Source organism: Pseudomonas sp. Mn2068, assembly GCF_049319725.1.
Lineage (GTDB): Bacteria > Pseudomonadota > Gammaproteobacteria > Pseudomonadales > Pseudomonadaceae > Aquipseudomonas > Aquipseudomonas gingeri.
In genome coordinates, this window is the sequence record NZ_JBMOUG010000008.1 from 79,350 (window position 1) to 105,547 (window position 26,198).

At 63.4% G+C, this 26,198-nt stretch carries 24 protein-coding genes; 11 read left to right on the forward strand and 13 right to left on the reverse strand.

The features are described 5' to 3' along the window. Positions 1 to 8: 8 nt before the first annotated feature. From ACL9RJ_RS19255 to ACL9RJ_RS19270, 4 genes are all read left to right on the forward strand, one after another. Entirely contained in the window at positions 9 to 554 is a 546-nt protein-coding gene (locus ACL9RJ_RS19255; protein WP_177087079.1) for a twin-arginine translocation pathway signal protein, read from the forward strand. A 117-nt stretch (positions 555 to 671) separates the two neighbouring features. Then, positions 672 to 2,267: a GMC family oxidoreductase gene (locus tag ACL9RJ_RS19260; RefSeq protein WP_103032762.1), complete on the forward strand. Its 1,596-nt coding sequence runs from the start codon at positions 672 to 674 to the stop codon at positions 2,265 to 2,267. 115 nt (positions 2,268 to 2,382) lie between these two features. After that, entirely contained in the window at positions 2,383 to 2,862 is a 480-nt protein-coding gene (gene coaD / locus ACL9RJ_RS19265) for a pantetheine-phosphate adenylyltransferase (protein WP_017124884.1), read from the forward strand. Positions 2,863 to 3,008: 146 nt separating this feature from the next. Next, a complete protein-coding gene (locus ACL9RJ_RS19270; RefSeq protein ID WP_017124885.1) occupies positions 3,009 to 3,260 on the forward strand; it encodes a YfhL family 4Fe-4S dicluster ferredoxin in 252 nt (83 codons plus the stop codon). A 36-nt stretch (positions 3,261 to 3,296) separates the two neighbouring features. On the opposite strand, the gene ACL9RJ_RS19275 is transcribed toward ACL9RJ_RS19270, so the two are convergent. From ACL9RJ_RS19275 to ACL9RJ_RS19285, 3 genes are all read right to left on the reverse strand, one after another. Then, positions 3,297 to 3,641 carry a hypothetical protein gene (locus tag ACL9RJ_RS19275; RefSeq protein ID WP_017124886.1) on the reverse strand — a complete coding sequence of 115 codons (345 nt, stop codon included), beginning with the start codon at positions 3,639 to 3,641 and terminating at the stop codon, positions 3,297 to 3,299. Between the two features lie 66 nt (positions 3,642 to 3,707). Next, a complete protein-coding gene (gene mutM / locus ACL9RJ_RS19280; RefSeq protein WP_017124887.1) occupies positions 3,708 to 4,520 on the reverse strand; it encodes a bifunctional DNA-formamidopyrimidine glycosylase/DNA-(apurinic or apyrimidinic site) lyase in 813 nt (270 codons plus the stop codon). Between the two features lie 34 nt (positions 4,521 to 4,554). After that, the gene (locus tag ACL9RJ_RS19285; protein ID WP_177087447.1) at positions 4,555 to 5,367 is read right to left on the reverse strand and encodes an HDOD domain-containing protein; all 813 of its coding nucleotides are present in this window, start codon (positions 5,365 to 5,367) and stop codon (positions 4,555 to 4,557) included. Positions 5,368 to 5,565: 198 nt separating this feature from the next. Here ACL9RJ_RS19285 and ACL9RJ_RS19290 point away from each other — a divergent pair, with 198 nt between their 5' ends. The 4 genes from ACL9RJ_RS19290 to ilvD all read left to right on the forward strand — a co-directional run bounded on the left by ACL9RJ_RS19290 (position 5,566) and on the right by ilvD (position 11,280). Then, positions 5,566 to 6,762 (forward strand): class I SAM-dependent rRNA methyltransferase, encoded by a 1,197-nt coding sequence (locus ACL9RJ_RS19290; protein ID WP_422765556.1) that lies wholly within the window; start codon positions 5,566 to 5,568, stop codon positions 6,760 to 6,762. A gap of 332 nt (positions 6,763 to 7,094) precedes the next feature. Then, positions 7,095 to 8,174 (forward strand): SagB/ThcOx family dehydrogenase, encoded by a 1,080-nt coding sequence (locus ACL9RJ_RS19295; RefSeq protein WP_042934825.1) that lies wholly within the window; start codon positions 7,095 to 7,097, stop codon positions 8,172 to 8,174. A 42-nt stretch (positions 8,175 to 8,216) separates the two neighbouring features. After that, positions 8,217 to 9,299, forward strand: coding sequence for an MFS transporter (locus ACL9RJ_RS19300; protein WP_422765557.1), 1,083 nt, complete (start codon positions 8,217 to 8,219; stop codon positions 9,297 to 9,299). A gap of 133 nt (positions 9,300 to 9,432) precedes the next feature. Then, entirely contained in the window at positions 9,433 to 11,280 is a 1,848-nt protein-coding gene (gene ilvD / locus ACL9RJ_RS19305; protein ID WP_017124893.1) for a dihydroxy-acid dehydratase, read from the forward strand. A gap of 142 nt (positions 11,281 to 11,422) precedes the next feature. Here ilvD and ACL9RJ_RS19310 read toward each other — a convergent pair whose 3' ends face one another. Beyond that, positions 11,423 to 12,478 carry a hypothetical protein gene (locus tag ACL9RJ_RS19310; RefSeq protein ID WP_017124894.1) on the reverse strand — a complete coding sequence of 352 codons (1,056 nt, stop codon included), beginning with the start codon at positions 12,476 to 12,478 and terminating at the stop codon, positions 11,423 to 11,425. 331 nt (positions 12,479 to 12,809) lie between these two features. On the opposite strand from ACL9RJ_RS19310, the gene ACL9RJ_RS19315 reads away from it, so the two are divergent. After that, positions 12,810 to 14,201: an L-cystine transporter gene (locus ACL9RJ_RS19315; protein WP_422765558.1), complete on the forward strand. Its 1,392-nt coding sequence runs from the start codon at positions 12,810 to 12,812 to the stop codon at positions 14,199 to 14,201. A gap of 91 nt (positions 14,202 to 14,292) precedes the next feature. On the opposite strand, the gene ACL9RJ_RS19320 is transcribed toward ACL9RJ_RS19315, so the two are convergent. Then, positions 14,293 to 14,805, reverse strand: coding sequence for a dihydrofolate reductase (locus ACL9RJ_RS19320; RefSeq protein WP_017124896.1), 513 nt, complete (start codon positions 14,803 to 14,805; stop codon positions 14,293 to 14,295). An 83-nt stretch (positions 14,806 to 14,888) separates the two neighbouring features. Here ACL9RJ_RS19320 and ACL9RJ_RS19325 point away from each other — a divergent pair, with 83 nt between their 5' ends. After that, positions 14,889 to 16,268: a DUF2868 domain-containing protein gene (locus tag ACL9RJ_RS19325; RefSeq protein WP_017124897.1), complete on the forward strand. Its 1,380-nt coding sequence runs from the start codon at positions 14,889 to 14,891 to the stop codon at positions 16,266 to 16,268. Beyond that, on the forward strand, positions 16,261 to 17,634 hold the full coding sequence (locus tag ACL9RJ_RS19330; protein ID WP_422765559.1) for a DUF3482 domain-containing protein: 1,374 nt from the start codon (positions 16,261 to 16,263) through the stop codon (positions 17,632 to 17,634). The genes ACL9RJ_RS19325 and ACL9RJ_RS19330 overlap by 8 nt, the downstream gene beginning before the upstream one ends. A 60-nt stretch (positions 17,635 to 17,694) precedes the next feature. Here the strand turns inward: ACL9RJ_RS19330 and ACL9RJ_RS19335 are convergent, their stop codons facing one another. The 8 genes from ACL9RJ_RS19335 to ACL9RJ_RS19370 form a co-directional block, all read right to left on the reverse strand. Next, the gene (locus ACL9RJ_RS19335) at positions 17,695 to 18,234 is read right to left on the reverse strand and encodes a hypothetical protein (RefSeq protein WP_422765560.1); all 540 of its coding nucleotides are present in this window, start codon (positions 18,232 to 18,234) and stop codon (positions 17,695 to 17,697) included. A 124-nt stretch (positions 18,235 to 18,358) separates the two neighbouring features. Then, positions 18,359 to 19,360, reverse strand: coding sequence for a hypothetical protein (locus ACL9RJ_RS19340; RefSeq protein ID WP_422765561.1), 1,002 nt, complete (start codon positions 19,358 to 19,360; stop codon positions 18,359 to 18,361). After that, positions 19,360 to 21,537, reverse strand: coding sequence for a peptidase domain-containing ABC transporter (locus tag ACL9RJ_RS19345; protein WP_422765562.1), 2,178 nt, complete (start codon positions 21,535 to 21,537; stop codon positions 19,360 to 19,362). Before ACL9RJ_RS19345 ends, ACL9RJ_RS19340 begins: the two co-directional genes overlap by 1 nt. Further along, the gene (locus ACL9RJ_RS19350; RefSeq protein ID WP_256260486.1) at positions 21,534 to 22,814 is read right to left on the reverse strand and encodes an HlyD family secretion protein; all 1,281 of its coding nucleotides are present in this window, start codon (positions 22,812 to 22,814) and stop codon (positions 21,534 to 21,536) included. The genes ACL9RJ_RS19345 and ACL9RJ_RS19350 overlap by 4 nt, the downstream gene beginning before the upstream one ends. Positions 22,815 to 22,904: 90 nt before the next feature. Next, positions 22,905 to 23,069, reverse strand: coding sequence for a hypothetical protein (locus tag ACL9RJ_RS19355; RefSeq protein WP_017124904.1), 165 nt, complete (start codon positions 23,067 to 23,069; stop codon positions 22,905 to 22,907). A 188-nt stretch (positions 23,070 to 23,257) separates the two neighbouring features. Then, positions 23,258 to 23,854, reverse strand: coding sequence for a phosphonate degradation HD-domain oxygenase (locus ACL9RJ_RS19360; RefSeq protein WP_422765563.1), 597 nt, complete (start codon positions 23,852 to 23,854; stop codon positions 23,258 to 23,260). Next, on the reverse strand, positions 23,851 to 24,990 hold the full coding sequence (locus ACL9RJ_RS19365; protein ID WP_422765564.1) for a TIGR03364 family FAD-dependent oxidoreductase: 1,140 nt from the start codon (positions 24,988 to 24,990) through the stop codon (positions 23,851 to 23,853). Before ACL9RJ_RS19365 ends, ACL9RJ_RS19360 begins: the two co-directional genes overlap by 4 nt. A gap of 135 nt (positions 24,991 to 25,125) precedes the next feature. After that, positions 25,126 to 26,148, reverse strand: coding sequence for a putative 2-aminoethylphosphonate ABC transporter substrate-binding protein (locus tag ACL9RJ_RS19370; RefSeq protein WP_422765606.1), 1,023 nt, complete (start codon positions 26,146 to 26,148; stop codon positions 25,126 to 25,128). Between the last annotated feature and the right edge of the window lie 50 nt (positions 26,149 to 26,198).

Genomic DNA, 26,198 nt, shown 5'->3' on the forward strand with positions numbered 1-26,198 from the left:
TAACAATAATGATCCCAAGCCTGTCCGAGTCCCCCGCGCTGTCCCGGCGCGGCCTGCTGAAAATCGGCCTCTGCGCCAGCGCCTTCCTGACCACCGCCGGGCTCGCGGCCAGCCTCGGCGGCTGCTCGGCGAGCGGGCCGGCCAGCGGCTTTGCGGTGCTGCAGACGGCTGACCTGCCATTCCTGCGGGCGCTGATCCCGGTGATGCTCGAAGGGGCCGTCAGCGCCGACAAGATGCCCGGCGCCGTCGAGCAGACCCTGGCGAGCCTGGACAAGAGCCTCGACCACCTGTCCCCGGAAATGCTCAAGCTCACCCGGCAACTGTTCGATGTGCTCGGCATGGGACTGACCCGTGGCCCGCTGACCGGCATCTGGGGCAGTTGGGAGAATGCCGGTGCCGAGCAGATCCAGGCTTTTCTCCAGCGCTGGGAAAACAGCTACCTGAGCCTGTTGCGCATGGGTCACGCCTCGCTGCTGCAACTGGTGATGATGGCCTGGTACAACCGCTCCGAGTCCTGGGCCCGCTGCGGCTATCCGGGACCGCCGAAGGTCTGAGGCGTGCTGGCGATCCCGGCGATGCGATTCGAAAGGGGACCGCGTCGATATCATCGCCAGCAAGCCGGTTCCTGCAGCGTTCGTGTTGAACACAAAATAATATAAAAGAGGCGTCACATGCCCGTACCCGATCTGTTCCGCGAAGGCCTCGCCCGCGGCTGGAAAACCTACAACGGCTCGCAACTGGACCACGACCTGAACCTGGAAGCCGACGTAGCCATTATCGGCAGCGGCGCCGGGGGCGGGACCACCGCCGAGATCCTCAGCGCCGCCGGCTACAAGGTCCTGCTGATCGAGGAAGGCCCGCTGAAAACCAGCAGCGACTTCAAGATGCTCGAAGACGAGGCCTACACCAGCCTCTACCAGGAAGGCATCGGCCGCATGAGCAAGGATGGCGCCATCACCATTCTCCAGGGCCGTGCCGTCGGCGGCACCACCCTGATCAACTGGACCTCGAGCTTCCGCACCCCGGAACCGACCCTCGAACACTGGGCCAGGGAACACAACGTCAAGGGCCACGGCAGCGCCGAGATGGCGCCCTGGTTCGAAAAAATGGAACAGCGCCTCGGCGTCGCGCCCTGGCTGGTGCCGCCCAATGCCAACAACGACGTGCTGCGCAACGGCTGCGAAAAACTCGACTACAGCTGGAAAGTCATCCCGCGCAACGTGCGCGGCTGCTGGAACCTGGGCTATTGCGGCATGGGCTGCCCGACCAACGCCAAGCAGTCGATGCTGGTCACCACCATTCCAGCGACCCTGGAGAAAGGCGGCGAACTGCTCTATCTCGCGCGCGCCGACCGCCTGCTGCTCGACGGCGACAGGATCACCGGCCTGCAATGCCTCGGGATGGATGCCCGCTGCGTCGCCCCCAACGGACGCAGGATCAACGTCAAGGCCCGGCACTACGTGCTGGCCGGTGGCGGGATCAACAGTCCGGCGCTGCTGTTGCGCTCCAAGGCCCCCGATCCGCACGGGCGCCTGGGGAAGCGGACCTTCCTGCACCTGGTGAATTTCTCCGCCGGGCAGTTTTCCGAAGTGATCAACCCGTTCTACGGCGCGCCCCAGTCCATCTATTCCGATCATTTCCAATGGCTGGATGGCACCACCGGGCATATGTCCTACAAACTGGAAGTGCCGCCCCTGCAACCGGCCCTCGCCAGCACCCTCCTCGGCGGCTTCGGCCCGCAAAGCGCGCTGCGCATGGAACAGCTGCCGCACACCCATGTGATGCTGGCGCTGATGCGCGACGGTTTCCACCCGGACAGCCAGGGCGGCAGCGTAGAATTGCGCGGCGACGACACCCCGGTCCTCGATTACCCGGTCTCGCCGTACGCCTGGGACGGCCTGCGCCGGGCCTTCCACAGCATGGCCGAGATCCAGTTCGCGGCCGGCGCCAAGTCGGTGCTGCCGCTGCATGCCGATGCCGACTACGTGAACACCCTGGCCAAGGCCCGGGAACTGATCGACGGCCTGAGCCTGGAGCTGTACCGCACCCGCCTGGGCAGCGCCCATGTAATGGGTGGCTGTGCCATGGGCGAAGACCCGAAAACCGCGGTCACCGACAGCCTCGGCCGCCATCATCAACTGCGCAACCTGTCGGTCCACGATGGCTCGCTGTTTCCCACCAGCATCGGCGCCAACCCGCAGTTATCGGTGTACGGGCTGACCGCCCAGCTGGCCACGGCCCTGGCCGAGCGCTTGAAAAACCCATGAGAAAGAGGATTATTCACGGCGTCTATAGGGCTTTCTTCCGTACGTCCTGACTTGGCCGACAGGATAGGCTGCGATACCATCCGATTCCCCAACGGACTCCCGCCAGGACGACGCGATGAACCGAGTGTTGTACCCAGGTACCTTCGACCCGATTACCAAGGGCCATGGCGATCTGGTCGAACGCGCCGCGCGCCTGTTCGACCACGTCATCATTGCCGTGGCCGCCAGCCCGAAGAAAAACCCGCTTTTTCCCCTGGAACAGCGTGTGGAGCTGGCCCGCGAGGTCACCAAACATCTGCCCAACGTTGAAGTGATGGGCTTTTCCACGTTGCTGGCGCACTTTGCCAAGGAACAGAACGCCAACGTTTTCCTGCGCGGGCTGCGTGCCGTGTCGGATTTCGAGTACGAGTTCCAGTTGGCGAACATGAACCGCCAGTTGGCACCGGAGGTGGAGAGCCTGTTCCTCACGCCGTCGGAACGCTACTCGTTCATTTCCTCGACGCTGGTGCGGGAAATCGCCGCGTTGGGCGGAGATATCACCAAGTTCGTCCACCCGGCGGTCGCCGAGGCCCTGAACCTGCGCTTCAAGAAATAACCCGGTTGGCGGCTCCGCGCCGCCGCCACGAATGGCGCACCCGAGGCCGGTCTTGTCGTGCCCGCGTGCACTGCGCGCGTCAATGCGGCACAATTGGCCCATCAGTTTTCACGTTGCCCGGGCTCGCCGCCCTGGCCGGAGTGCCCATGTCCCTGATCATCACCGACGATTGCATCAACTGCGACGTCTGCGAACCCGAGTGCCCGAACGCCGCCATCTCCCAGGGCGAAGAGATCTATGTGATCGACCCGAACCTCTGCACCCAGTGCGTCGGCCACTACGACGAACCGCAGTGCCAGCAGGTCTGCCCGGTGGATTGCATCCCGCTGGATGAAGCCCATCCGGAAACCGAAGACGAATTGATGGCCAAGTACCGGAAGATCACCGGCAAGGCCTGACGGTGGGCGCCGGCTTGCCGGCTCCTGCGAAGGGCGTTATTGCTGCTGGTTGCCGTCAAACCCTTCCGCCGTGCAACCCAGGCAACGGGCGAACGCCGCCTTGCCCGGGTCGACCACCAATGCCTTGCCGGCCTTGCCCACGCCGCTGATACCACCGAACGCGGTAAACGGCAGCGACACCACGAAAGCCGCCGTACCGATCAGGGTCGCGCCCACCAGCAGCGGTCGCGCGATCAGCAGGTCGCCGATCATCGCGTAGGCCGGCGGGTTCTGGATCTGATAGGTCGGGTCGCCGCTGGTCCCGTCATCGGCCAGGGCCGGCAGCGCCTGCAAGCCAGAACTCAGGGCCAGCAACAAGGCCAGGGTGCGAAACGGGGTCATGGCTCTATCCTTCGGCTAAGCAACGGGAGGGCAAAGACTTACTATAGCGTCTGCGCACGGCCCAGGTCAGCTCTGACATTTCGGGCAATAGACACTGGCCCGCTGACCGAGCTTGATCTCGCGCAAACCGCTGCCACAGACCTTGCAGTGCTCGCCGCCGCGCCCGTAGACGAACAGTTCCTGCTGGAAGTAGCCGGGCTGGCCGTCGCCACCGATAAAGTCGCGCAAGGTGGTGCCACCCCGCTCGATGGCATGGGCCAGGATCCGTTTGATCTCGATGGCCAGCCTGAGGTAGCGCGCCCGGGAAATCCCCCCGGCTTCGCGACGCGGGTCGATGCCGGCGGCGAACAGCGCTTCGGTCGCGTAGATATTGCCCACGCCCACCACCACCGCGTTGTCCATGATGAACGGCTTGACCGCCATGGAGCGCCCACGGGACAGCTGGAACAACCGCTCACCATCGAACAGGTCGGTCAGCGGCTCCGGTCCCAGGCGGATCAGCAGCTCGTGATTGAGCGGGTCGAGGCTCCAGAGCATCGCGCCGAAACGGCGTGGGTCGGTATAACGCAGGGCCAGGCCCGACTCCAGCTCGATATCCACATGCTCATGCTTGGCCGCCGGCATGCCGACTTCCACCAGGCGCAGGTTTCCCGACATCCCCAGGTGGCTGATCAGGGTGCCGACCTCGGCATTGATCAACAGGTACTTGGCCCGCCGCTCGACCTGGACGATGCGCTGCCCCGAGAGGCGTACATCGAGATCTTCCGGGATCGGCCAGCGCAGGCGCCGGTCGCGGACGATCACGCGGCTGACCCGCTGCCCTTCCAGGTGGGGCGCGATACCGCGCCGGGTGGTTTCGACTTCGGGTAATTCAGGCATGGTGATTCCAGGTCAGGAAGTAGCGTGCTCTGAACTAATGAGCACCCAACTCGCGGATGTTCTCTCTGAGCGTCTCGAAGTCGTAGTCGGACAGGCCGACGTAATCGAGCACCAGGTGGCCGATGGCATTCCACTCGTGGTCTTCGGTCTGGTTGCCCAGGACCCGATGGGACGCGCAGATGTGCTCGGCCATTTTCAGGATCGCCAGCAGATTCTTCAACTGGCTGTTGCGTGTGCTCTCGTCGCTGAAGATCGCCAGCGCGTTGTGGTGGTTGGCGATGGCGTTGGTCACGTGTTCCGGCAGGCGCCAGGACTTGGCGGTGTAGTAGCCGACTACCGCGTGGTTGGTGTTGAACACCTGGTTTTCCGTATCCACCACCCGCTGCTCCGGACCGGCCTTGGCGTAGGCCTGCTCCAGCACCGTCATATAGTCGGGGAAGCGCTTGAGCATCAGCGGAATCCCGCAATCGTGGAACAGGCCCAGGGCGTAGGCCTCGTCGATGGCCTGGGAACCGGTGCGCTTGGCCAGCGTCAGGCTGGTCATCGCCACGTCCTGGGCGGTGTCCCAGAAGCGGTTCAGGGTAACGATGGTTTCATCGGCCATTTCGCCCTTGATCGACTGCGCGTTGATCAGGTTGATGATCGAACGGCTGCCCAGCAGGTTCACCGCCCGCTGGATCGAGGCGATCTTGTTCGCCAGGCCGTAATAGGGCGAGTTGACGATTTTCAGCAACGCGCCGGAGAGACCGGGGTCCTGACTGATCAACCGGGCAATCACCTCCAGGTCCGGGTCGGGCATGTACTGCTCCATCTGCAAATCCACCATGATCTGCGGTTGAGGCGGCACGCTGATGCCTTGCAAGGCCTGTTGGATCTGTTCGGCTGAAAGTTCTTGGGACATGAGTACACACTCCGGGCGAGTCGGCGATTCTAGCGGAAAAGTTGTACCGGATGGGTGACCTGTACACTTCAATCACATGAAACATGACGACCCGGCGGCCGGCAACTCCCGCTATAATTCCGCTCTTTTTCCCGGAGCGACGTCATGTCCCTGCCTAGCCTACGCCTCAAAGCCAACGCCGACCGCCGCCTGCGCGCCGGTCACCTGTGGGTCTACAGCAACGAAATCGACGTGGCGGCGACTCCACTGCATGGCTTCAAGGCCGGCGACCAGGCCATCCTCGAAGCCGCCGGCGGCAAGCCCCTGGGCATCGTCGCCATGAGTCCGAACAACCTGATCTGCGCCCGCCTGCTGTCGCGCGACATCAAGTTGCCGCTGGACAAGTCGCTGCTGGTGCACCGCCTCAACGTGGCCCTGTCCCTGCGCGAGCGGCTGTTCGACAAGCCGTTCTATCGCCTGGTCTACGGCGATTCCGACCTGCTGCCAGGCCTGGTGGTGGATCGCTTCGGCGATATCCTGGTGGTCCAGCTCGCCTCGGCGACCATGGAACAGCACAAGGACGACGTGATCGCGGCGCTGATCCAGGTCCTGAAACCCAGCGGCATCCTGTTCAAGAACGATTCGGCGGCCCGTGATGCCGAAGGCCTGGAGCGTTATGTCGAAACCGTCTTCGGCCTGGTACCGGAGTGGGTGGCGCTGGAAGAGAACGGCGTGAAGTTCGAAGCGCCGGTGATGGAAGGCCAGAAGACCGGCTGGTTCTACGACCACCGCATGAACCGCGCGCGCCTGGCGCCCTATGCCAAGGGCAAGCGGGTCCTCGACCTGTTCAGCTACATCGGCGGCTGGGGCGTGCAGGCCGCGGCCTTCGGCGCCAACGAAGTGTTCTGTGTCGACGCCTCGGCTTTCGCCCTCGACGGCGTGGAGCGCAACGCCGCGCTGAACGGCTTTGCCGAGAAACTGACCTGCATCGAGGGCGATGTCTTCGAAGCCCTGAAGGAACTGAAGTCCGCCGAAGAACGTTTCGACGTGATCGTCGCCGACCCACCGGCCTTCATCAAGCGCAAGAAAGACCTGAAGAACGGCGAAGGCGCCTACCGCCGCCTGAACGAACAGGCCATGCGCCTGCTCAGCAAGGACGGCATCCTGGTCAGCGCCTCATGCTCGATGCATCTGCCCGAAGACGACCTGCAGAACATCCTGCTGACCAGCGCCCGCCACCTGGACCGCAATATCCAGCTGCTCGAACGCGGCGGCCAGGGTCCGGATCACCCGGTACACCCGGCGATCCCGGAAACCCGTTATATCAAGAGCATTACCTGCCGGCTGCTCCCCAATAGCTGAGTGATCGTCGACCCGCCCTGGAACAGGGCGGGTCGTGTAATACCTGGATATGACCGACATATAACTCGGACATACCCTACGCATATCTTAATTGCCAACTCATCCCACAAGACTATTATCACCATTACGTCACCTCGACAACCGAGATGATGTAGCTAATCCTTGATCTAGAATCCATGTGATATGCAGGAGATATGAAAATGGAGAAAGTAAAACTTGAGTGCAAAGTAAGTGCCGGTCATCACGCGATGCTCGGAAACTTGAAATAAGCCTCGAAACAGGTTGGGTCGGCCCCCATCTTCGGCCCAACCTCAAACAAGGGGTGGATATTCATGCATATCAATCCGGACTTGCTTATTCTGATAAAACCACCTGCACTTGTGATCTGGAACTACAAGTCACATGAGCAGTACTCGATGGACAGGCAGCATGCACACCGGCTGATCGAGTTGATTGAAACACCCTCGCATTTCGATCCACAGCAGCCTACCGACTCGACGTTCGTGGCAACCGGGATCATCAGTGAAACGCCCTTCGCCACCGAGCACTGGGGCTGGGATGACCTGTCGAGAATCTTCCATATCGGCACCCGGGACCTGCCCGTGGAAAATCCCCCGGCAAACACGGCGCAATGGGCGAAAGGCTATCTGTCACACTGCCAGGAGGTCATGAGCCGCACACTGCCCGTCGCCCATCGTTACGCCAACAACTTGCGCCAGGACCTGATTCATCTGCCACAGCCATTGCCCAGCGAATCCGGGAGCGACACCGTTGATTTCAGGAGCGTGCTGCTGGGACGAAAGACCTGTCGAAAATTTCTCGGCCAGAGTATTTCGCGAGAAGATCTCGGCACCCTTCTTTATCTGTCCCTGGGCTATCTGAAAGAAAGAGAAGTTGATTGCGCGCCAACAACACCGCAGGCATTCAAGGCTCGTCGCAGCAGTCCATCGGGAGGCGGCCTGAATTGCACCGAGGGCTATATCTACATTCACAATGTAGAGGGTATTGGTCCAGGCTTTTATTATTATCATCCCGACAAACATGCCCTGACTTATATAAAGCGCCTCGACAGTCCCTTGGCAGCACTTTTGCAAGAGCAACATTTCATAGGCAACTTGCCTTTTGGTGTATTCCTTACTTCCCGTTTCGACAAGATGTGGTGGAAATATCCACATTCCCAAGGCTACCGGGTTGCACTTCTCGAAGCAGGCCACGTTTCGCAGACCTTTCAACTGACCGCCACCGCACTGGGCCTGAAGACCTGGGTGACGGCCGCATTGACCGAACAGAAAATCGAGCAATCGTTGAATCTGAGCGATTTGTGCGAGCAGCCGCTGCTTTTTGTCGGTGCGGGCTACAGCAACGGAGAAGCGCTCTGCGACGAACTCAGCGCACTGCTCCCCCATCCGTGAACCCATTCCCTCGCGCACCGCACCACCAGGAGGAGTCCAACGATGCAAGGTTCCGCCCCCACGTCCGCCCTGCAATCACGCCACTACAAACGCTCCTGCATCCTGCTGGTCACTTGCATATCGCTCATCAGCTTTTTCCCGCTCAATGTCCTGTTGCCGGCTTTTCCGGCCCTGGCAGAGCAGTTCAATACCTCAACGGTGGATATCGCCCTGGCCATCAGCCTGTTCACGCTGGTCTTCGCTTTCTCGCAGTTGGTGGCGGGCCCGCTCTCCGACAGGTTCGGGCGCAAGGAGGTACTGCTGGGATGCCTGGCTATTTCCTTCGTCGGCGCCCTCGGCTGTACCCTCGCCACGGACTTCACGGCCTTTCTCTTCTTCCGCGGTGTCCAGGCGCTGGGCTGCGGGTTCTTTGTGCTGGGGCTGGCACTGGTCGAAGACCTGTTCGACAAGGAAGAGCGGGCCCCCGTGCGCATCTATTACATGAGTTTCAGCGGGCTGTTCGTGGCGCTGTCACCCCTGCTGGGCTCCTGGCTGCTGGAGTCCTTCGGCTGGAGGAGCAGTTTCCATGCCTTTGCCCTGATCGCAGCGGCCATTTTCCTGCTGGCGCTGGGGGTCCTGACGTCAAGGCCGAAGGCACAGCCCCGGGAACAGGAACCGATCATGAATTCGATCCAGGCGATCCTCGGGCACGCAGACTTCCGCCGGTACTGGCAGATCGCGGCACTGGTGTTTTCCGCCTACTTCGCGCTGATCAGCGTGTCGCCGCTGATTTTCATGGATCAGCTGAAACTCTCCGAGTACCAGTACGCCATCGTGCTGCTCGTCTATGGCGCGGCCTATCTGTCCGGCGGATTCCTCGCCGTGTGGCTGCAAAGGCGCCTGGGCGTCAGGGCCCAGATCGATACCGGCCATCGCCACAGGCCTGGTGGTCTTCAGCGTCGCCGGCCTGCTGAGCAGTGCCCGAGTCAGCCGCTGAGCCCCCGTTGCACACAAGCGGCGGCGGGAATCCATAGCCGCGTGCTGAACCCAGGCTTCACACCCTTGAGCGCCCGGCCCATTCCTTCCACGCGCCAGCGGTGTAGAATCGCGCTATTCATCGCCAGTCATCCCCCGGCGGGTTTATGAGCTCAAGCTGAAACGCACGGCGATCCCGTGCGGCTATCGGCAGCTTTCGGACACACGGCCATTTCTGAGTGTTCCCGAGGTCAATAGAAGCTCACTCCCCATTTGATACCTGATTAGCCGCCCGGAGTGCTCCATGCCTGATTACCGCTCGAAAACATCCACCCACGGCCGCAACATGGCCGGTGCCCGCGCCCTGTGGCGCGCCACGGGGATGAAAGACGCCGACTTCAAGAAGCCGATCATCGCCGTCGCCAACTCGTTCACCCAGTTCGTGCCCGGCCACGTCCACCTCAAGGACATGGGCCAGCTGGTTGCCCGCGAGATCGAACGTGCCGGCGGCGTCGCCAAGGAATTCAATACCATCGCCGTGGATGACGGTATCGCCATGGGCCACGACGGCATGCTCTATTCGCTGCCGAGCCGCGAGATCATCGCCGACTCCGTCGAATACATGGTCAACGCCCACTGCGCCGACGCCATCGTCTGCATTTCCAACTGCGACAAGATCACTCCCGGCATGCTGATGGCCGCCCTGCGCCTGAACATCCCGGTGATCTTCGTCTCCGGCGGCCCGATGGAAGCCGGCAAGACCAAGCTCGCCGCCCACGGCCTGGACCTGGTAGACGCCATGGTCATCGCCGCCGACTCCAGCGCTTCTGACGAGAAGGTTGCCGAGTACGAGCGCAGCGCCTGCCCGACCTGCGGCTCATGCTCCGGCATGTTCACCGCCAACTCGATGAACTGCCTCACCGAAGCCCTGGGCCTGGCGCTGCCGGGCAACGGTTCGGCCCTGGCGACCCACTCCGACCGCGAGCAGCTGTTCCTGCAGGCCGGCCGGACCATCGTCGAGCTGTGCCAGCGTTACTACGGCGACAACGATGACTCGGTGCTGCCGCGCAACATCGCCAACTTCAAGGCGTTCGAAAACGCCATGACCCTGGATATCGCCATGGGCGGTTCCACCAACACCATCCTGCACCTGCTGGCCGCCGCCCAGGAAGCCGAGATCGATTTCGACCTGCGCGACATCGACCGCCTGTCCCGCCATGTGCCGCAACTGTGCAAGGTCGCGCCGAACATCCAGAAGTACCACATGGAAGACGTGCACCGCGCCGGCGGGATCTTCAGCATCCTCGGCGAGCTGGCTCGTGGCGGCCTGCTGCACACCGACCTGCCGACCGTGCACAGCAAGACCCTGGCCGACGGCATCGCCAGGTGGGACATCACCCAGACCGACGACGAAGCGGTGCACACCTTCTTCAAGGCCGGCCCGGCCGGTATCCCGACCCAGACCGCGTTCAGCCAGTCGACCCGTTGGGAAACCCTGGACGACGACCGTGAAAACGGCTGCATCCGCAGTGTCGAGCACGCCTATTCGAAAGAAGGCGGCCTGGCCGTGCTGTACGGCAACATCGCCCTGGACGGCTGCGTGGTGAAAACCGCCGGTGTCGACGAGTCGATCCATGTGTTCGAAGGCAACGCGAAGATCTTCGAAAGCCAGGACAGCGCCGTGCGCGGCATCCTCGCCGACGAAGTGAAGGCCGGCGACATCGTGATCATTCGCTACGAAGGTCCGAAAGGCGGTCCGGGCATGCAGGAAATGCTCTACCCGACTTCCTACCTGAAATCCAAGGGCCTGGGCAAAGCCTGCGCCTTGTTGACCGACGGTCGCTTCTCCGGCGGTACGTCAGGCCTGTCCATCGGTCACGCTTCTCCGGAAGCCGCCGCTGGTGGCGCCATCGGCCTGGTGCAGGATGGCGACAAGGTACTGATCGACATTCCGAACCGCTCGATCAACCTGTTGATCAGCGACGAGGAAATGGCCGCCCGCCGTGCCGAGCAGGACAAGAAAGGCTGGAAGCCGGTGGAAAGCCGCCCACGCAAGGTGACCACTGCACTGAAGGCCTACGCACTGCTCGCCACCAGCGCCGACAAGGGTGCGGTCCGCGACAAGGCAATGCTGGACAAGCTGGTGCCGTAAGCACCGCGCCGTCCATGAAAAACCCGGCCGAGGCCGGGTTTTTTATTGCCTGTCTGATCAGCCGTGATGACTGGCTATCCCTGGGAGTGGGCAAGCCCGCTCCCACGGCAACAAGGCGTAGCCCCTACAGGAAGATCCGGGCTTACTGGATATCTTCAGGCTTGACGATCACCCAGTTCTTGTCCGCCGTCACCGGCAAGCCTTCCTTGGCCTGGGCCTCGGCGTAGGTCTTCATCATGCCGTTGAGCTGGGTCATGTACTTGTCCTTGCGGTTGACCCACAGGTGCACGCCGCCCTTGGCCACGTCGACGCTGTGGAACAGCATGTAGCCGTCGCTCGAAGGAGTGTCGCCGCCTACCAGCACCGGTTTCTTCCACTGGTCGATATAGGTCAGGATGGCCGCCTGCTTGCCGGCCATCCAGGTCGCCGGGGTCCACAGGTATGGGGTCAGTTCCAGGCCGAGGTTGGCCTTCTCGTCATACTTGCCGGCGCTGATCTGCTTGCGCGCGGTGGTCAGCTCGCCGGTCTTGCGGTCCTTGAGCAAGGTGGTCACGCCGATCACGTTCTGCGGCTTGACGTTGTAGCCGTACTTCGGATCCGCCGCGACCATGCGCACCAGTTCTTCCGACGCAGCGGTCATCACGTAGACCTCGATGCCGTTCTCCATCAGCTTGTTGTACAGCTCGGCCTGGCCGGTAAAGACCTTGGGCGGCTGGACCTCGATGTTCTTCACCACGTCGCCATCGTAGTAAGTGCTCGGCACCGGCTTGCCGGAGGCCATGAGCTCGTCGACGTAACCCTTGAGTTCCTTGAGGGTGAAGCCGGAGAACACCTGGGCCACCCAGGGGTAGCAGACCATGTCGTCGACTTCACAGAGGCGGTAGTAGTAGCTGAACAGGCTTTCCTTGTGGTCGGCGGTGTCCTTGAACGGGATCAGTTTCAGGGACGGATCCAGGGTTTCGCGGGTAATCAGCCCCTTGTTCTCCATGAACGGCAGCAGCGACTCTTCCAGGTCATAGCGATAGCTGGTGTTGTCCATGTCGAACACCGCGAAATTGCCCTTGTTGGCATTGGCGGCGATCATCGCGTCCAGCTGCTTGGCCTGAGCTTCGGGCCAGTGTTTCAGCTCGGTGGCGAACGCCTGGCCGGCAAGGCCCAGGCAGAGTGCGGCGGCGAGAAGTTTGGGGACGAATTTCATTGGCGGTATCTCCCTGACTGAAAGTCATCGACGCTAACAAATCTGTATGACAGTCCTCATCCGAGCGCGACCGCCTGCATCCTGATCACGTCACCGGCATTCGCCCCAGCGCCACCGGCTTATTCCAAAAACGACACACACCATTCCATTTAGATATTAAATTCATATATATCAAGCTGTTAGGCTTATCGGTTCACCATCAACCAGGATCGGTGCGAGAACTCGCCGAGCGGCGATCAGGCAAGCCTGTTTCTAACGCAGCATGATCGTCGCGCAGGCAGTTGCCGTACAGAGCCAGGAGTGATGGGCACCTATTGTTTTCGGAGTCTTCATGAACCTGCCGCTGATCCTCAATCTGCTGGTGTTCCTCGCCCTGCTGCTGGGCCTGGCACAAACCCGCCACACCGCCTGGAGCCTGGCGAAGAAGGTCCTGTTCGCCCTGGTACTGGGGGTGGTTTTCGGCGCGAGCCTGCATGCCATCTACGGTGATGGCAGCCCGGTACTCAAGGCCTCCATCGCCTGGTTCGACCTGGTGGGCAACGGTTATGTGCAGTTGCTGCAGATGATCGTCATCCCGCTGGTGTTCGCCTCGATCCTCAGCGCCGTGGCCCGCCTGCACAATGCTTCGTCCCTGGGCAAGATCAGCTTCCTGACCATTGGCACGCTGCTGTTCACCACCGCCATCGCCGCGCTGATCGGGATCGGCCTGACCAACCTGTTCGGCCTGACCGCCGAGGGCCTGGTCGCCGGCACCCAGGAACTGGCCCGCCTGCAGACCATCCAGACCGACTACGCGGGCAAGGTCGCCGACCTGAATATCCCGCAGCTGCTGCTGTCGTTCATTCCGCAGAATCCGTTCGCCGACCTGGCCCGGGCCAAGCCGACCTCGATCATCAGCGTGGTGATCTTCGCCGCCTTCATGGGCGTTGCCGCGCTGCAACTGCTCAAGGACGACGCCGAAAAGGGCCAGAAGGTGGTGAATGCCATCGATACCCTGCAAGCCTGGGTGATGCGTCTGGTGCGCCTGGTGATGAAACTGACGCCTTATGGCGTGCTGGCGTTGATGACCAAGGTGGTGGCCGGTTCCAACCTGCAGGACATCATCAAGCTGGGCAGCTTCGTCGTGGTGTCCTATATCGGCCTGGGGCTGATGTTCGTGGTCCACGGCCTGCTGGTATCGCTGGCCGGGATCAGCCCGCTGCGTTTCTTCCGCAAGATCTGGCCGGTGCTGACCTTTGCCTTCACCAGCCGCTCCAGCGCGGCGAGCATTCCCCTGAGCATCGAGGCGCAGATCCGCCGCCTGGGGATTCCCCAGTCCATCGCCAGCTTTGCCGCCTCGTTCGGTGCGACCATCGGACAGAATGGTTGTGCGGGGCTGTACCCGGCCATGCTGGCGGTCATGGTGGCGCCGACCGTAGGCATCAACCCGCTGGATCCACTGTGGATCGCGACCCTGGTGGCAATCGTGACCCTGAGCTCGGCCGGCGTGGCCGGTGTCGGTGGCGGCGCGACCTTTGCCGCGCTGATCGTGCTGCCGGCCATGGGCTTGCCGGTGTCCCTGGTGGCCTTGCTGATTTCGGTGGAGCCGCTGATCGACATGGGCCGCACGGCGTTGAACGTCAGCGGCTCGATCACCGCCGGCACCCTCACCAGCCAGTTCATGCAGCAGACCGACAAGTCCCTGCTGGATGCCGACGAGCATGCGGAGCTGGCTCAGGCCTGAGTCTCCCGGCGCTCGCTGGATCAGCTTCGGGGGCGAGTCCCCTTCCACAGGTGTGAAGGACATTGTGGGAGGGGGCTTGCCCCCGAAGCGTTCAGCTCCTTTCCCAGACCTCGAAGCTGAACGCCGGCTTGTCGTCCAGCGCCGGGTGCGGCTCGTTCGCCACCCGTTTCCACTGGTCTGGATCGAACTCCGGAAACCACGCGTCGCCTTCGGGGCTCAGCGCTACCCGGGTCAGGTACAAGCGGTCCGCGTGCTCCAGGCCCTGGCCATACAATTGCGCGCCGCCGATCAGCATCAGCTCGCTGGCGCCCTGTTCCAGCGCCCATTCCTCGGCCCGCGCCATCGCTTCTTCCAGCGACGGGAAAACCTCCGCGCCTTCCAGTCGCAGGCCCGCCTGGCGACTGACCACCAGGTTCAGCCGACCGGGCAATGGCCGGCCGAGGGAATCCCAGGTCTTGCGCCCCATGATGATCGGCTTGCCCAGGGTGGTGGCCTTGAAATACTTGAAATCCGCCGGCAAATGCCAGGGCATGCTGTTGTCGACGCCGATCACGCGGTTTTCACCGAGGGCCGCGATCAGGCTGAGGGGGAGTGTGTTTTTCATGCCGACGAGGATACCTGACACCTTGGTGCAGGCACTAGCCACAGCGGTTATGCTTCTGGCTCAACCCCGCAACAGGATGGCGCGTGACTGAACCGACTCCCCTGCAACGCCTCTGGCTGACCGAGACCGTGCGCCTGCGCGAAGAGCAGGCCGGTCCCCTGGAAGACCTCGAGGCCAACCGCCGCGCCCGGGCGGCCGGCGGCGACCTGGCGACCCGCATCCAGCACCGCGCCCTCTGGCTCGCCGAACGGGATGGCCAGCTCGACGCCCTGCGGCACTGGCTGCAAGGGGCGCGCCTGGCCCTGCTGCTGCTTGCCGTGCTGGTGATGCTCAGCGGTGCCGGCCTGGCCTTCGCCGCCCTGGGCAACGGGCAGGCACCGGTCAATGTGTTCTGGGCCCTGGGCAGCCTGCTCGGGTTGAACCTGCTGCTGTTGGCGAGCTGGGCCGCGGGCCTGTTGCTGGCGGGCGGCCATGGTGCCAGCCTGGGGCGATTGTGGCTCTGGCTCAGCGAAAAATTCGCCCGCGACGCCCAGGCCGTGCAACTGGTGCCGGCGCTGGCGCTCCTGCTGCAACGCCAGCGCCTGAACCGCTGGGCCATAGGCATCGTCGTCCATGGCCTGTGGCTGCTGGCCCTGCTCTGCGCGCTGGTGATCCTGCTGATGCTGATGGCGACCCGCCGCTACGGTTTTGTCTGGGAAACCACCATTCTCGGCGGCGACACCTTCGTCGGCCTGACCCAGGGCCTCGGCGCCCTGCCGGCCCTGCTGGGCTTCGACGTGCCCGGCGAAGCGATGATCCGCGCCAGCGGCAACAGCGCCCTCGACCTGGAAGGCGCGCGCCAGGCCTGGGCCGCCTGGCTGGTCGGGGTGCTGGTGGTCTACGGCGTGCTGCCGCGCCTGCTGCTGGCACTGTTCTGCCTGTGGCGCTGGCATCGCGGCAGCCGCACCCTGCGGCTGGACACGAGCCTGCCCGGCTACGCCCACCTGCGCGAACGCCTGATGCCCAGCAGCGAACGCCTCGGCGTCAGCGATGCCGCCCCCGAGCACCTGCACAATGCCGCGGCCGGGGTCACCGCGCTCGACAGCGACGGCGCGCTGCTGGTGGCCATCGAGCTGGACGATCAACGGCCCTGGCCGCCGGCACTGCCCAAGGGCGTGAGGGACGCCGGTATCCTCGACAGCCGCGAGTCACGGCAGAAACTTCTTGAACAACTGACCCGCTTCCCGCCGGCACGCCTGGCGATCGCCTGCGACCCGCGCCGCTCGCCGGACCGCGGCAGCCTCGGACTGATCGCCGAACTGGCCCGCAGCGCCGCCGACACCCGCGTCTGGCTGCTGCAGGCACCGCTGGGCCAGGCATTGGACGCCGACCGCCTCGGCGACTGGCACAGCGCCTTGCGCCAGCTCGACCTGCCGTTCGCCGATTGCGCCCCGCTCACCTGGCTGGAGACCGGCCATGACTAAGCCGCTAAAACTGGCCGTGGTTGGCCACACCAATGTCGGCAAGACCTCGCTGCTGCGCACCCTGACCCGCGACGTGGGCTTTGGCGAGGTGTCCCACCGGCCCAGCACCACCCGCCATGTGGAAGGTGCCCGTCTGTCGGTGGACGGCGATGCCCTGCTGGAGCTGTACGACACGCCCGGCCTGGAAGACGCCATCGCCCTGCTCGACTACCTCGAGCGCCTGGACCGCCCCGGTGAACGCCTGGACGGACCGGCGCGGGTGGCGCGTTTCCTTGACGGCAGCGAAGCCCGGCAGCGTTTCGAACAGGAGGCCAAGGTCCTGCGCCAGTTGCTGGCGTCGGATGCAGGGCTATATGTGATCGATGCCCGCGAACCGGTCCTGGCCAAATACCGCGATGAACTGTCGGTCCTCGCCAGTTGCGGCAAGCCGTTGCTACCGGTGCTCAACTTCGTCAGCAGTGCTGCCCAGCGCGAACCCGACTGGCGTGAAGCCCTGGCCCGCCTCGGGCTGCATGCCCTGGTGCGCTTCGACAGCGTCGCACCGCCGCAAGATGGCGAGCGCCGGCTCTATGAAAGCCTGGCCCTGTTGCTGGAAGGCTCCCGCGCACAGCTGGAGCGGCTGATCCTCGACCAGGAAGCGCAGCGCCAGGCCCGCCGGCAAAGCGCCAACCGACTGATCGCCGAACTGCTGATCGACTGCGCCGCCTGCCGTCGCCAGGTGGTCAGCGCCGCCGATGCCGAAAGCCGTGCCATCGCCGAGTTGCGCCAGGTCATCCGCCAGCGCGAACAACGCTGCGTCGAAGCCCTGCTCAAGCTCTACGCCTTTCGTGCCAGCGACGCGGCGGCGGCCGACCTGCCGCTGCTCGACGGGCGCTGGGGCGACGACCTGTTCAATCCGGAAACCCTCAAGCAATTGGGGGTGAAGGTCGGCGGTGGCATCGCCGCCGGGGCCACGGCGGGGGCCGGGGTCGATCTGCTGGTGGGCGGCCTGACCCTCGGTGCCGCCGCCCTGGCCGGAGCCATTGCCGGCGGTGCGCTGCAGACCGCTCGCGGCTACGGCAGCCGCCTGCTCGGCAAGCTCAGGGGACAGCGTGAACTGACGGTCGACGACAGCGTCCTGCGCCTGCTCGCGCTACGCCAACGGCAACTGCTGCAGGCACTGGAGGCGCGGGGTCATGCGGCCATGGACAGCATCACCGTCGCGACACCGGTGGACAAGACCTGGCGCGAAGGCAAGCTGCCTGACGTCCTGAACAAGGCCCGGGCGCATCCGCAGTGGTCGCCACTCAATCCCGGCATGAAATTGAACCAGACCGAGCGCCAGGAGCAGATCACGGTACTGGCTCAACGAGTGGAAGAAACATGAAATCGCCCGGCACATGGCCGGGCGATCCGCAGTACTCGAAGGGAGGCGGTAATCCGCGGCTTATTTCTCGTGCCACTTGAATTGCAGATAGGTGCTGGCCATTGTCTTGAGCAGCTCCTTGTCGGCCTTGTCGGCAACGCCGTTCCTGTCGAGGTCGGTGTTGCTGAACGAATCCAGTCGTCCATTGCTGCCACCGTCATAGGCGGTCGCGCTGTAGACCAGTGATTGTTTGCCTCCCGCCTCGCAGCGATCGCGAAATTGCAGGCAGACGGCGCTGGGTTTGCCATTCTTGCCGTGATTGCCCACGAACATGCAGAGTACGCGCTGCTCACTCGCCCCCTTGTTGAACCAGTTCAGCTGCAGGTAGGTGTTGGCAAACAGCTTGAGCAACGCGATATCCGCCTGATCGATCTGACCATCGCGGTTGATGTCCGCGGCAAAGGCGAAATCGCTCAGGCCATCGCCGGAGATATCCAGGGCAATGGCTTCGCCCACCACTTCATCGGGCTCGCACAGGTTTTTCTGGTAGAAGTGCAGCAGCACCGAGTCGGCTTTTCCACTACCGCTTCGATCCTGGGCGGTGACTCTCAAATAACGCATGACAAGTTCCTTTTGGTTAAGAGCCCGTCAAACTAAGCCACTGTCCTCAAGCTGGCGACACCCCCATTTCCGGGGTATTCGTAAGAAACCACGCTGGCGCCTGACGTCCACCAAAGCGTGTCTTTCACCCCCGGCGGGCAACTGCGGATTGCCCCACCTGCCGCTTCTCGCCCGATGACCATTGCCGATGATGAAAAGCCTCCATCCTGGGCAGGTACAACCAGTTTTGCGGGGCTTGGAGAATGAAGGCCTGCAACGCCTCGATCCATTGCGCCAGCATCTGCTCGAAAGGGCCGTGGAGAATCCGGTCTATCACCTGCAGTTCCCCGCGTTGCCCCAGGCGGACACGATGGCCTACCAGCAGCAGATCGCAGCCCAGCTTCGACGCCAGGAACAGCGGGCCTTTGACAAACTGCGCATCGCGACCGAAGAACCGTCCCGCCATCGGCTCGCCGAATCGAACACCGTCAAGGCTCACCGGCAGGTCGCAGAAAATGATCACCTGGTCACCGCGTTTCACCCCCCGGGCAATCGCCAGTGCCGCCTTCGGATCATTGCTGTCCAGGACCTCGATCACATGCCCGAGGCCTTCGAGGTTCTTGAGCGAGCCATGGGTAAACGGATCGCCGAAGTTCCAGATCGGAATAATGAACCGCGTGGGCGCGGTCCTGCGCTCGACCACGCAGGCCACGGCCATCCAGTACTCGCCACAATGGGGCAGCGCCATGATGGTCTGGCGCCTGGCCCCGCGTTGCCAGTGCCCGGCGGGATCGCACCACGGGATGGACCTGATCCAGGCCCGCAGATGTGCGGGCCGATGGCTCTGGTAAAGGTGTTGATAAATCCCCCGCTGGAACTGGATCGCGCTGTATTGGCAGGCCAGGACCCGGCAATGCCCGGGAGAAAAATCGAAGAGTTCCAGGTTCTGGCGACTGCGCCGGTATTCCACGCCTCGCCACCCCCTAGGCAAGTGGAGCAGGATCGTCGGCAACAGGGCCAGTAAACCGTGCACGGCATTGATCCGCAAAAGCACGGCCGTGATCGCCAGCAACTGCCTGCGCAGCCTGGCCTTGAACCTGGCCAGCCATAACCAGCGCTGCATCCGGCCACTCAGGCCACGGGGCATCATGGCTTCGCTGTCGCCAGGCTTTGACTGTCAACCGGCACCAGACGGCCTTCGGACATCTGCAAGACCGTCGTACAGGCATCCGCCACCTCCCGGTCATGGGTGACCACGACACAGGCCAGGGGCAGCCGGCGAATCGTCTCGATCACCACATCACGCGATGCCCGATCCAGATGGGCCGTCGGCTCGTCGAGCAGCAGCAACTGCGGCCGCCGATACAGCGCCCGGGCGATCAGCAGGCGTTGCCGTTGCCCGGAGGACAACTGGATGCCCACCGAGCCCAGTTGCGTGTTGAAACCATTGGTCAGTTGCAACACGCACTGGAGCAGGCCCACTTGCTCGACGCACGCCTGTAGCCATGGGCCGTCCAGCTCGTCGTCCATCACGATATTGTCGACCAGGGTACCGTCGACGATCTCACCCTGGGCCATGACATAGGCCACGCTCTGGCGATAGCGGCGCAGGCCGAAATGTCGCAGCGCCTGGCCGTTGATGCGGAACAAGCCTGCATCCAGCGGATAAAAGCCGGCCAGGACCTTGAGGAAGGTGCTCTTGCCACAGCCGGAAGGCCCCAGGATGGCGATCTTCGCGCCCTGCCCCTCAAGGGTGAAATCCAGCTTGTCGAAGGTCGGACGCTCGAACGAGCTGTAGCAGAATCGCGCGTCCTGCATGCGGATGGAGCCGATGGATTCGCGCTGTCCGAGCGGGCTGCTGCTGTAGACACAGGACTCGAACGGTTCCGGTTGCTCGTCGACGATGTCATCCAGCCGTCCCAGCTCGACCCTCACCAACCGCAGGTTCATGTAGCCATCCACCAGCTTGAAGGCGCATGCCATGAACATGTCCTTGTACAGTACGAAGGCAAACAGATCGCCGACGCTGTTCTCGCCATTCAACACCGCCAGGGCCCCCAGCGCACTGACCAGCAGCGAGTGGCCGTGGGACAGGCCCTCATGCACCACCTGGTTCATCGCCTGCATGCGCTGGACCCCGGCGCGGGCCGTTTCGGTGTCCGCCTGCCGATTGCTCCAGGACGCCAGTTTCACCGCTTCGTAGTGATAGAGCTTCATCGACTCGATGCCACCGAGGACTCCCAGCAACGTGACGTTGCGCAGGGTCTCGGCCTCGATCGAGGCCTTGTGGCGCTTTTCCATCGCCGGCAGGGTCAGGCCCCGAAAGAGGAAAAACAGCAGGCACAACGCCAGGGACAAACCCGCCAGCTTGAGATTGATCAGCGCCATCAGCAGCAGGAAGACCAGGGCGAACAGGCTGTCGATGCCGATGTCCATCCACCCCGCGGTGAACGGAAGATAGACCTTGTCCGCGGCCTGGGTGCGCCGCAGGAGATCGCCCGGGGCGCGACGCTCGAAATAGCCCAGCGGCAGGCGCAACAAGCGGGCGATGACGCCGGTCGAGAGATCCTGGGTGAGCGCGACCCGCAGTTGCGCATCCAGCAGTGCCCGCAGCCAGGCGGCGACGGTCTTGAACAGAAAAATCCCGCCGAAGACATACAAGATCAGGTACAGGAAATCCTCATCGTTCTTGGCAACGACCTCATCGATCGTCAGCGAGAACAGCTTCGGTGCGGCGATCCCGCCCAGGTAGCCGACCACTGACAGCAGTCCCATGGGAATCAGGTAGCGCAAGAGCCACGGGTTCTTGCGCAGCAGGCTGGCAAAGCCCAGCGACGCCGGGACCCGGACGCCGGCCTGCAGGGTAAAGGCCAGGCCCGGGAGCATTTCCAGGGCGACACCACTGAACAGCGGCAAGGCTTCTTCCCAGGTGTAGAAACGCCGTCCCACCGCCGGGTCGACCAGGTGCAGGCCGGTTCTGCTCACCGCCTCCAGCACCACGAAATGCCGGTTGTTCCAGAACAGGATCGATGGCGTACGCAGTTGCCCGAGTCCGTCCAGCAGGGTTTTCAAGGGGCGACAGGTAAACCCCAGCTCGTCGGCCACCTTGATGAGCTGGAACAATGACATGCCGTCCCGCGCCACGCGGTAGTCCCGTCGCAGCTGACGCAGGGCCAGGTGCTTGCCGTGGTAACCGGCGACCATGGCAAGGGAGGCCAGGCCGCACTCGGACATTTCGTCCTGCAGGATCACCGGCACGCGCTTGCGCAGCCTCTGCCCGGAGCGCGCCAGGGCATCGCGCAATACCGCCTTGAGCCCACTCATGTCGGCTCGTCCGTCACCGCCGGTGCAGGCCGGGCCGCCGGCCACACGCCGGGATTACGTTCCAGCCCCTTGAGCACGGGCAGGAACAGCCACTCCATCAGGCTCAGGCGCTCCAGGCTCAAGGAGCCCCTGAGGGTCATGCCGTCCTTGAGCCAGTCCTGGCGAATACGGGTGTGAGGAGCACTGAAATCCGGCTGCACCTCCACCAGGTAGGTGGGCGCCTCCCGCGCTTCATCGCCGGTCTCGCCGGGGATAGCCGCCCTGTAGGTGCTGGCGGAACTGTGCACGATGGAGCCTTTGACAACACCATGACGCTCATAGGGAAAAGCATCGAAACGCAAGATCACCTCGGTACCGGGTGTAGCGAAACCAATGGCCGAGGGGCTGACGTCCAGCATGATCCGCAGCTGCGGATCCCCGGCCCGAGCGGCCCGCAGCAGCAACATCGGATGGCCCGCCTCGACCCTGCCGCCGGCAAATACCGCCACGGTGTCCACGACGCCATCCACGGGAGAAAGCAATACATATCCCTGGTTCTTGCCCAGGGACTCCAGGCGTTCCAGCCACTCGTTGCGCTGGCGGGCGAACTGCCCCAGGCGAGCCGCCAGGTCCTGGTCCGCCTGGCTGACGCGCTGCTGCAACTCCAGGCTCCGCTGCTGTGTGCTGGTCCTTGCCAGCTCGTTGCTGGCCTGGTCCTCAAGGGCCGACTCATGGACCACCACCGCCTGGTCCCTGGCCGAGCCGGAAACCGCGCCCTCGCCCGCCAGTTGCTCATGGCGCTGTCGCTCGTCCAGGGCGGTGCGGACCCGGCGCTGGATCGATTGCCCGATGCGGCTGTTGAGCGCCAGATCCTCATCCAGTTGACGCAGTTGGCGTTGCAGAAGGTCCTGATGGGCGACGTGGGCGGAGCGGGCCAGGCTTTCTTCTGCCGCCAGCTCATCGAGCAGGTTGTTCAGACGCTCGATATTTCTGGCGGAGAGGGCCCGGTCACTGTCGGCCTCGATATTTTCCGGGGCCACCGTGCGCAGGCGAATCAACGGCTGGCCGCGCTTGACCGGAGAGCCGGCACCCACCAGCACCTCGTCGACATGGGCCGCCTTCTCATTGGCGATACGCACCACATCGCGGGTCATTACCCGCCCCTGGACCTCTTCCTTCCTGAGATAGCTTCCCGTCGACAGCAGCACCATCACCGCCACGACAAAAAGACCGAGCACCGCGCCCAACAGCAAGGGCCGCAACGCCGATCTCGGGGTGACCGTCCCCCATTCGAGCATAAGTAAATCCGTACAGGGGAAGTTCGCCGTGAATCAGGCATCGGACAAACGGGGCGAGGTCATCGACCTGCCCCGTCTGATGCTATTGCTTCAGCTCCATGGTTTGAGCGGAGTACTGAAAAAATCGCCCAGGTTGTTGAAGAAGTCGGCGAATACCGCGCCCGCATCGGCCCCCCAACCGGCCCCGCGGATATCCATGGTTTCATCGAGGGTCATTTCCTGCGGGGCATTGTCTTGCTGCTTAACATCTTCCATCGGGATACCTCACTGATCGAGTTATGAAAAACACATCAGGCCGGACACACTGTCCGGCTTGAATTTCATCGCACTCCACGGGCCCGGGGGCATTGCCGGAGTGCGCGATCATTCTCCCAAGCAGCCAGGAAGGGAACTATAAGACCGGCGAGTATCCGGTGCCTGAATCGGCACCAGCCAAACCAGAACTATGCCTCGCGAGCTGTAGTATCAATCACAGGTTTACTCAGCAGGTGTTGCGCCTTGTCTCTCAAAAGCTGCAAGTCGATGAGCGGAGTGTGGCGCTGCTTGGCCTGCTCGTCCCAATGACGCATCCGCAAACTCACGCCGCACAAGGGGTCCAGCTCGAAGGCCCGAGCCTCCTCCGGGCTCATGACACCCCCCTGGTACTCCAGCGTACGGCGACTGGCCTCGCCCAGGCGCTCGTAGTACCCGGGATCGGTCAATGTCAGATAACGCTTGGCCTGCACGTGATACTCCACCAGCCGGGCCAGCCGCTCGCTGAAACCGGCCCGGCGCAGATAATCCGCGCCCAGGCGCTCATGGCTGACAACGCCATAGCCGCCCATATCCCCCACGGGCTGCTCACCGGCCGGGCAGATATGCCCGATATCGTGAAAGAACGCCGCCAGCACCACTTCATCGTCGAAGCCTTCGGCCATCGCCAGTTGCGCGGCCTGGGACATATGCTCCAGCTGCGAGACCGGTTCGCCGATATAGTCCGCGTCGCCAAACCGCCCATAGAGGCCGAAGACCTCGTCCAGTACCCGTTCGACCTGGTTCATGCGGACTCTCCCAGCAAAGCGGCAAGGTTGTTTTCGGCCATCTGCGGGCCGACGCTCATGCCGACCCCGGTGTGCATCAGCGCGGCACTGACCCCCGGCGCCGCCCGCAGGAACGAGAACGGGCCCGGCCCCTTCGAACCGTAGACACCCTGCCACCGTTCCAGCACCTGGACCTTGCAGCCCAGGGTGTGCTCGGCCAGCTCCAGCATCCAGGTGTCCACCTGTTCGGCATTGAACGGCGAAGCATCGCTGCCGTAATGGTGAGAGTCGCCGATGATCAGCTCGCCATGAGGCGTCGGACTGATCAGCAGATGGATACCGTGTTCCTGCAGGTGCGGGCTCTCGCGCTGGATCTGTTCCCGCACCGCCGCCGCCTCGGGCAGGTCGCAGAACGCCCCGTAGTGCACGCAGCTCAGGCCGGTCAGCACCGCGTGTTGCAGGTTCAGGCCGTTCGACAGCGGGCGCGCGCGAAGCATTTGCAAACGACAGATGCCCGGCTGCAACCGGGCCATCGATTCGGCCAGCAGCGTCTGATAGTCATGACCCGAACAGACGATGATCTGCTCGCCGCGAAAGCTGCCGGCGGTGCTGTGCAACCGGCCGGGTTCGACCTCGCGCACCAGCGTCGAGAAGTGGAATTCCACGCCCAGTTCGCGGCGCAGGTAGTCGATCAGCGTCGGGATCGCCTCGCGGGAATACAGTTGCTGGTCGTCCAGGCCATGCAGGGCGGCACGGTGATGACTGAACTGGCCGTCGTGCAGGGCATGCAGGTCCTGGCCCCGCAGCAACTTCACCCGATAGCCGTGCTCCCCGGCACGTCTGGTACAGAACGCCTCCAGCAGATGTTCTTCCGCCTCGGTACGGGCGAAGAGCAGCGAGCCGTTGCGCTTGAGTTGAAAACCGGCCTGCCGTGACCAGTGGTCCCAGATGTCCCGGCTGGCACGCGCCAGGTCGAGCATCACGCCCGGCGGCTGACCGGTGACCAGGGCCTGGCCGAAGTTGCGCACGGACGCGCCGAGGGGAGTCGCGCTGCGCTCGAAGACCTTGACCCGCAGGCCACGGCGGGCGGCTGCATAGGCATGGGACAGGCCCAGGATGCCGGCGCCGACGATGAGAATGTCGTTGTGAGTTTCCATGGGTATTCCGTGGGGAATGGCCGCTACGCGGTTCGCGGGCACGCCCGACTCCCACAGGACTCGCGTCGTTCACAAAAACAGGGATCGACACAACACCTTGTGGGAGCCGGCTGGCCCGCGATAGTGGTCCGGGGGTTATTGGGCGACTTTTTCCGACTTGCCGTCATAGCGCTTGCGCCACTCGGTGAGGATCTCGTCGCGGTTCTTCGAGGCCCAGGCGAAGTCGTTCTTGATCAGGCGCTGTTCGTAGTCGGCCGGCAGTTCGGTCTGCGGCTTGGCGATTCCCGGCTGGGCCAGCACGGCGAAGTTTTCCTTGTACAGTTCCATGGCCGCCGGGCTGGCGGAGAAGTCGGCGAGTTTCTTCGCCGCGTCTTCATGCGGGGTGCCCTTGATCACCGCGGTGGCCTCGATTTCCCAGCCCAGGCCTTCCTTCGGCAGGATGATGTCCAGCGGCGCACCCTGGCGCTTGAGCTGCACGGCCGGGTATTCGAAGGAAATCCCGATCGGGAACTCGCCGGAGGCCGCCAGCTTGCACGGCTTGGAACCGGAGTGGACGTACTGGCCGATGTTCTGGTGCAGGTCATCCATGTATTTCCAGCCCTGCTTCTCGCCGAAGGTCTGCAACCAGGCGCTGACATCGAGGAAACCGGTGCCGGACGAAGCCGGGTTGGGCATCACGATCTTGCCCTTGCACTCGGGCTTGGTCAGGTCCTGCCAGCTCACTGGCTTGGTCAGGTGCTGCTTCTCGGCTTCGACGGTGTTGAAGCAGATGGTCGCTGCCCAGACGTCCATGCCCACCCAGGACGGTGGGTTGGCGGCGTCACGGTAGTTGCTGCCGATCTTGCCCAGGTCTTTCGGTGCGTAGCTCTGCAACATGCCTTGCTGGTCGAGGATCGCCAGGCTCGAAGTCGCCAGGCCCCAGACCGCGTCAGCCTGCGGGCGGGCTTTTTCGGCCAACAGCTTGGCGGTGATGATGCCGGTGGAATCGCGCACCCACTTGATTTCGACGTCCGGGTTGGTCTTCTCGAACGCGTCCTTGTAGCTCTTGAGCTGTTCGGCTTCGAGGGCGGTGTAGACGGTCAGCTCGGTTTTCGCGGCAAAGGCATTCAGGCTGAACGCCGAGAGGACAGCAGCGGCAAGAGCCAGTGGGGTGAACAGGCGTGACTTGGACATGGCGCGGTTCCTTGAGTGAGTGCGAGTTGATCGGG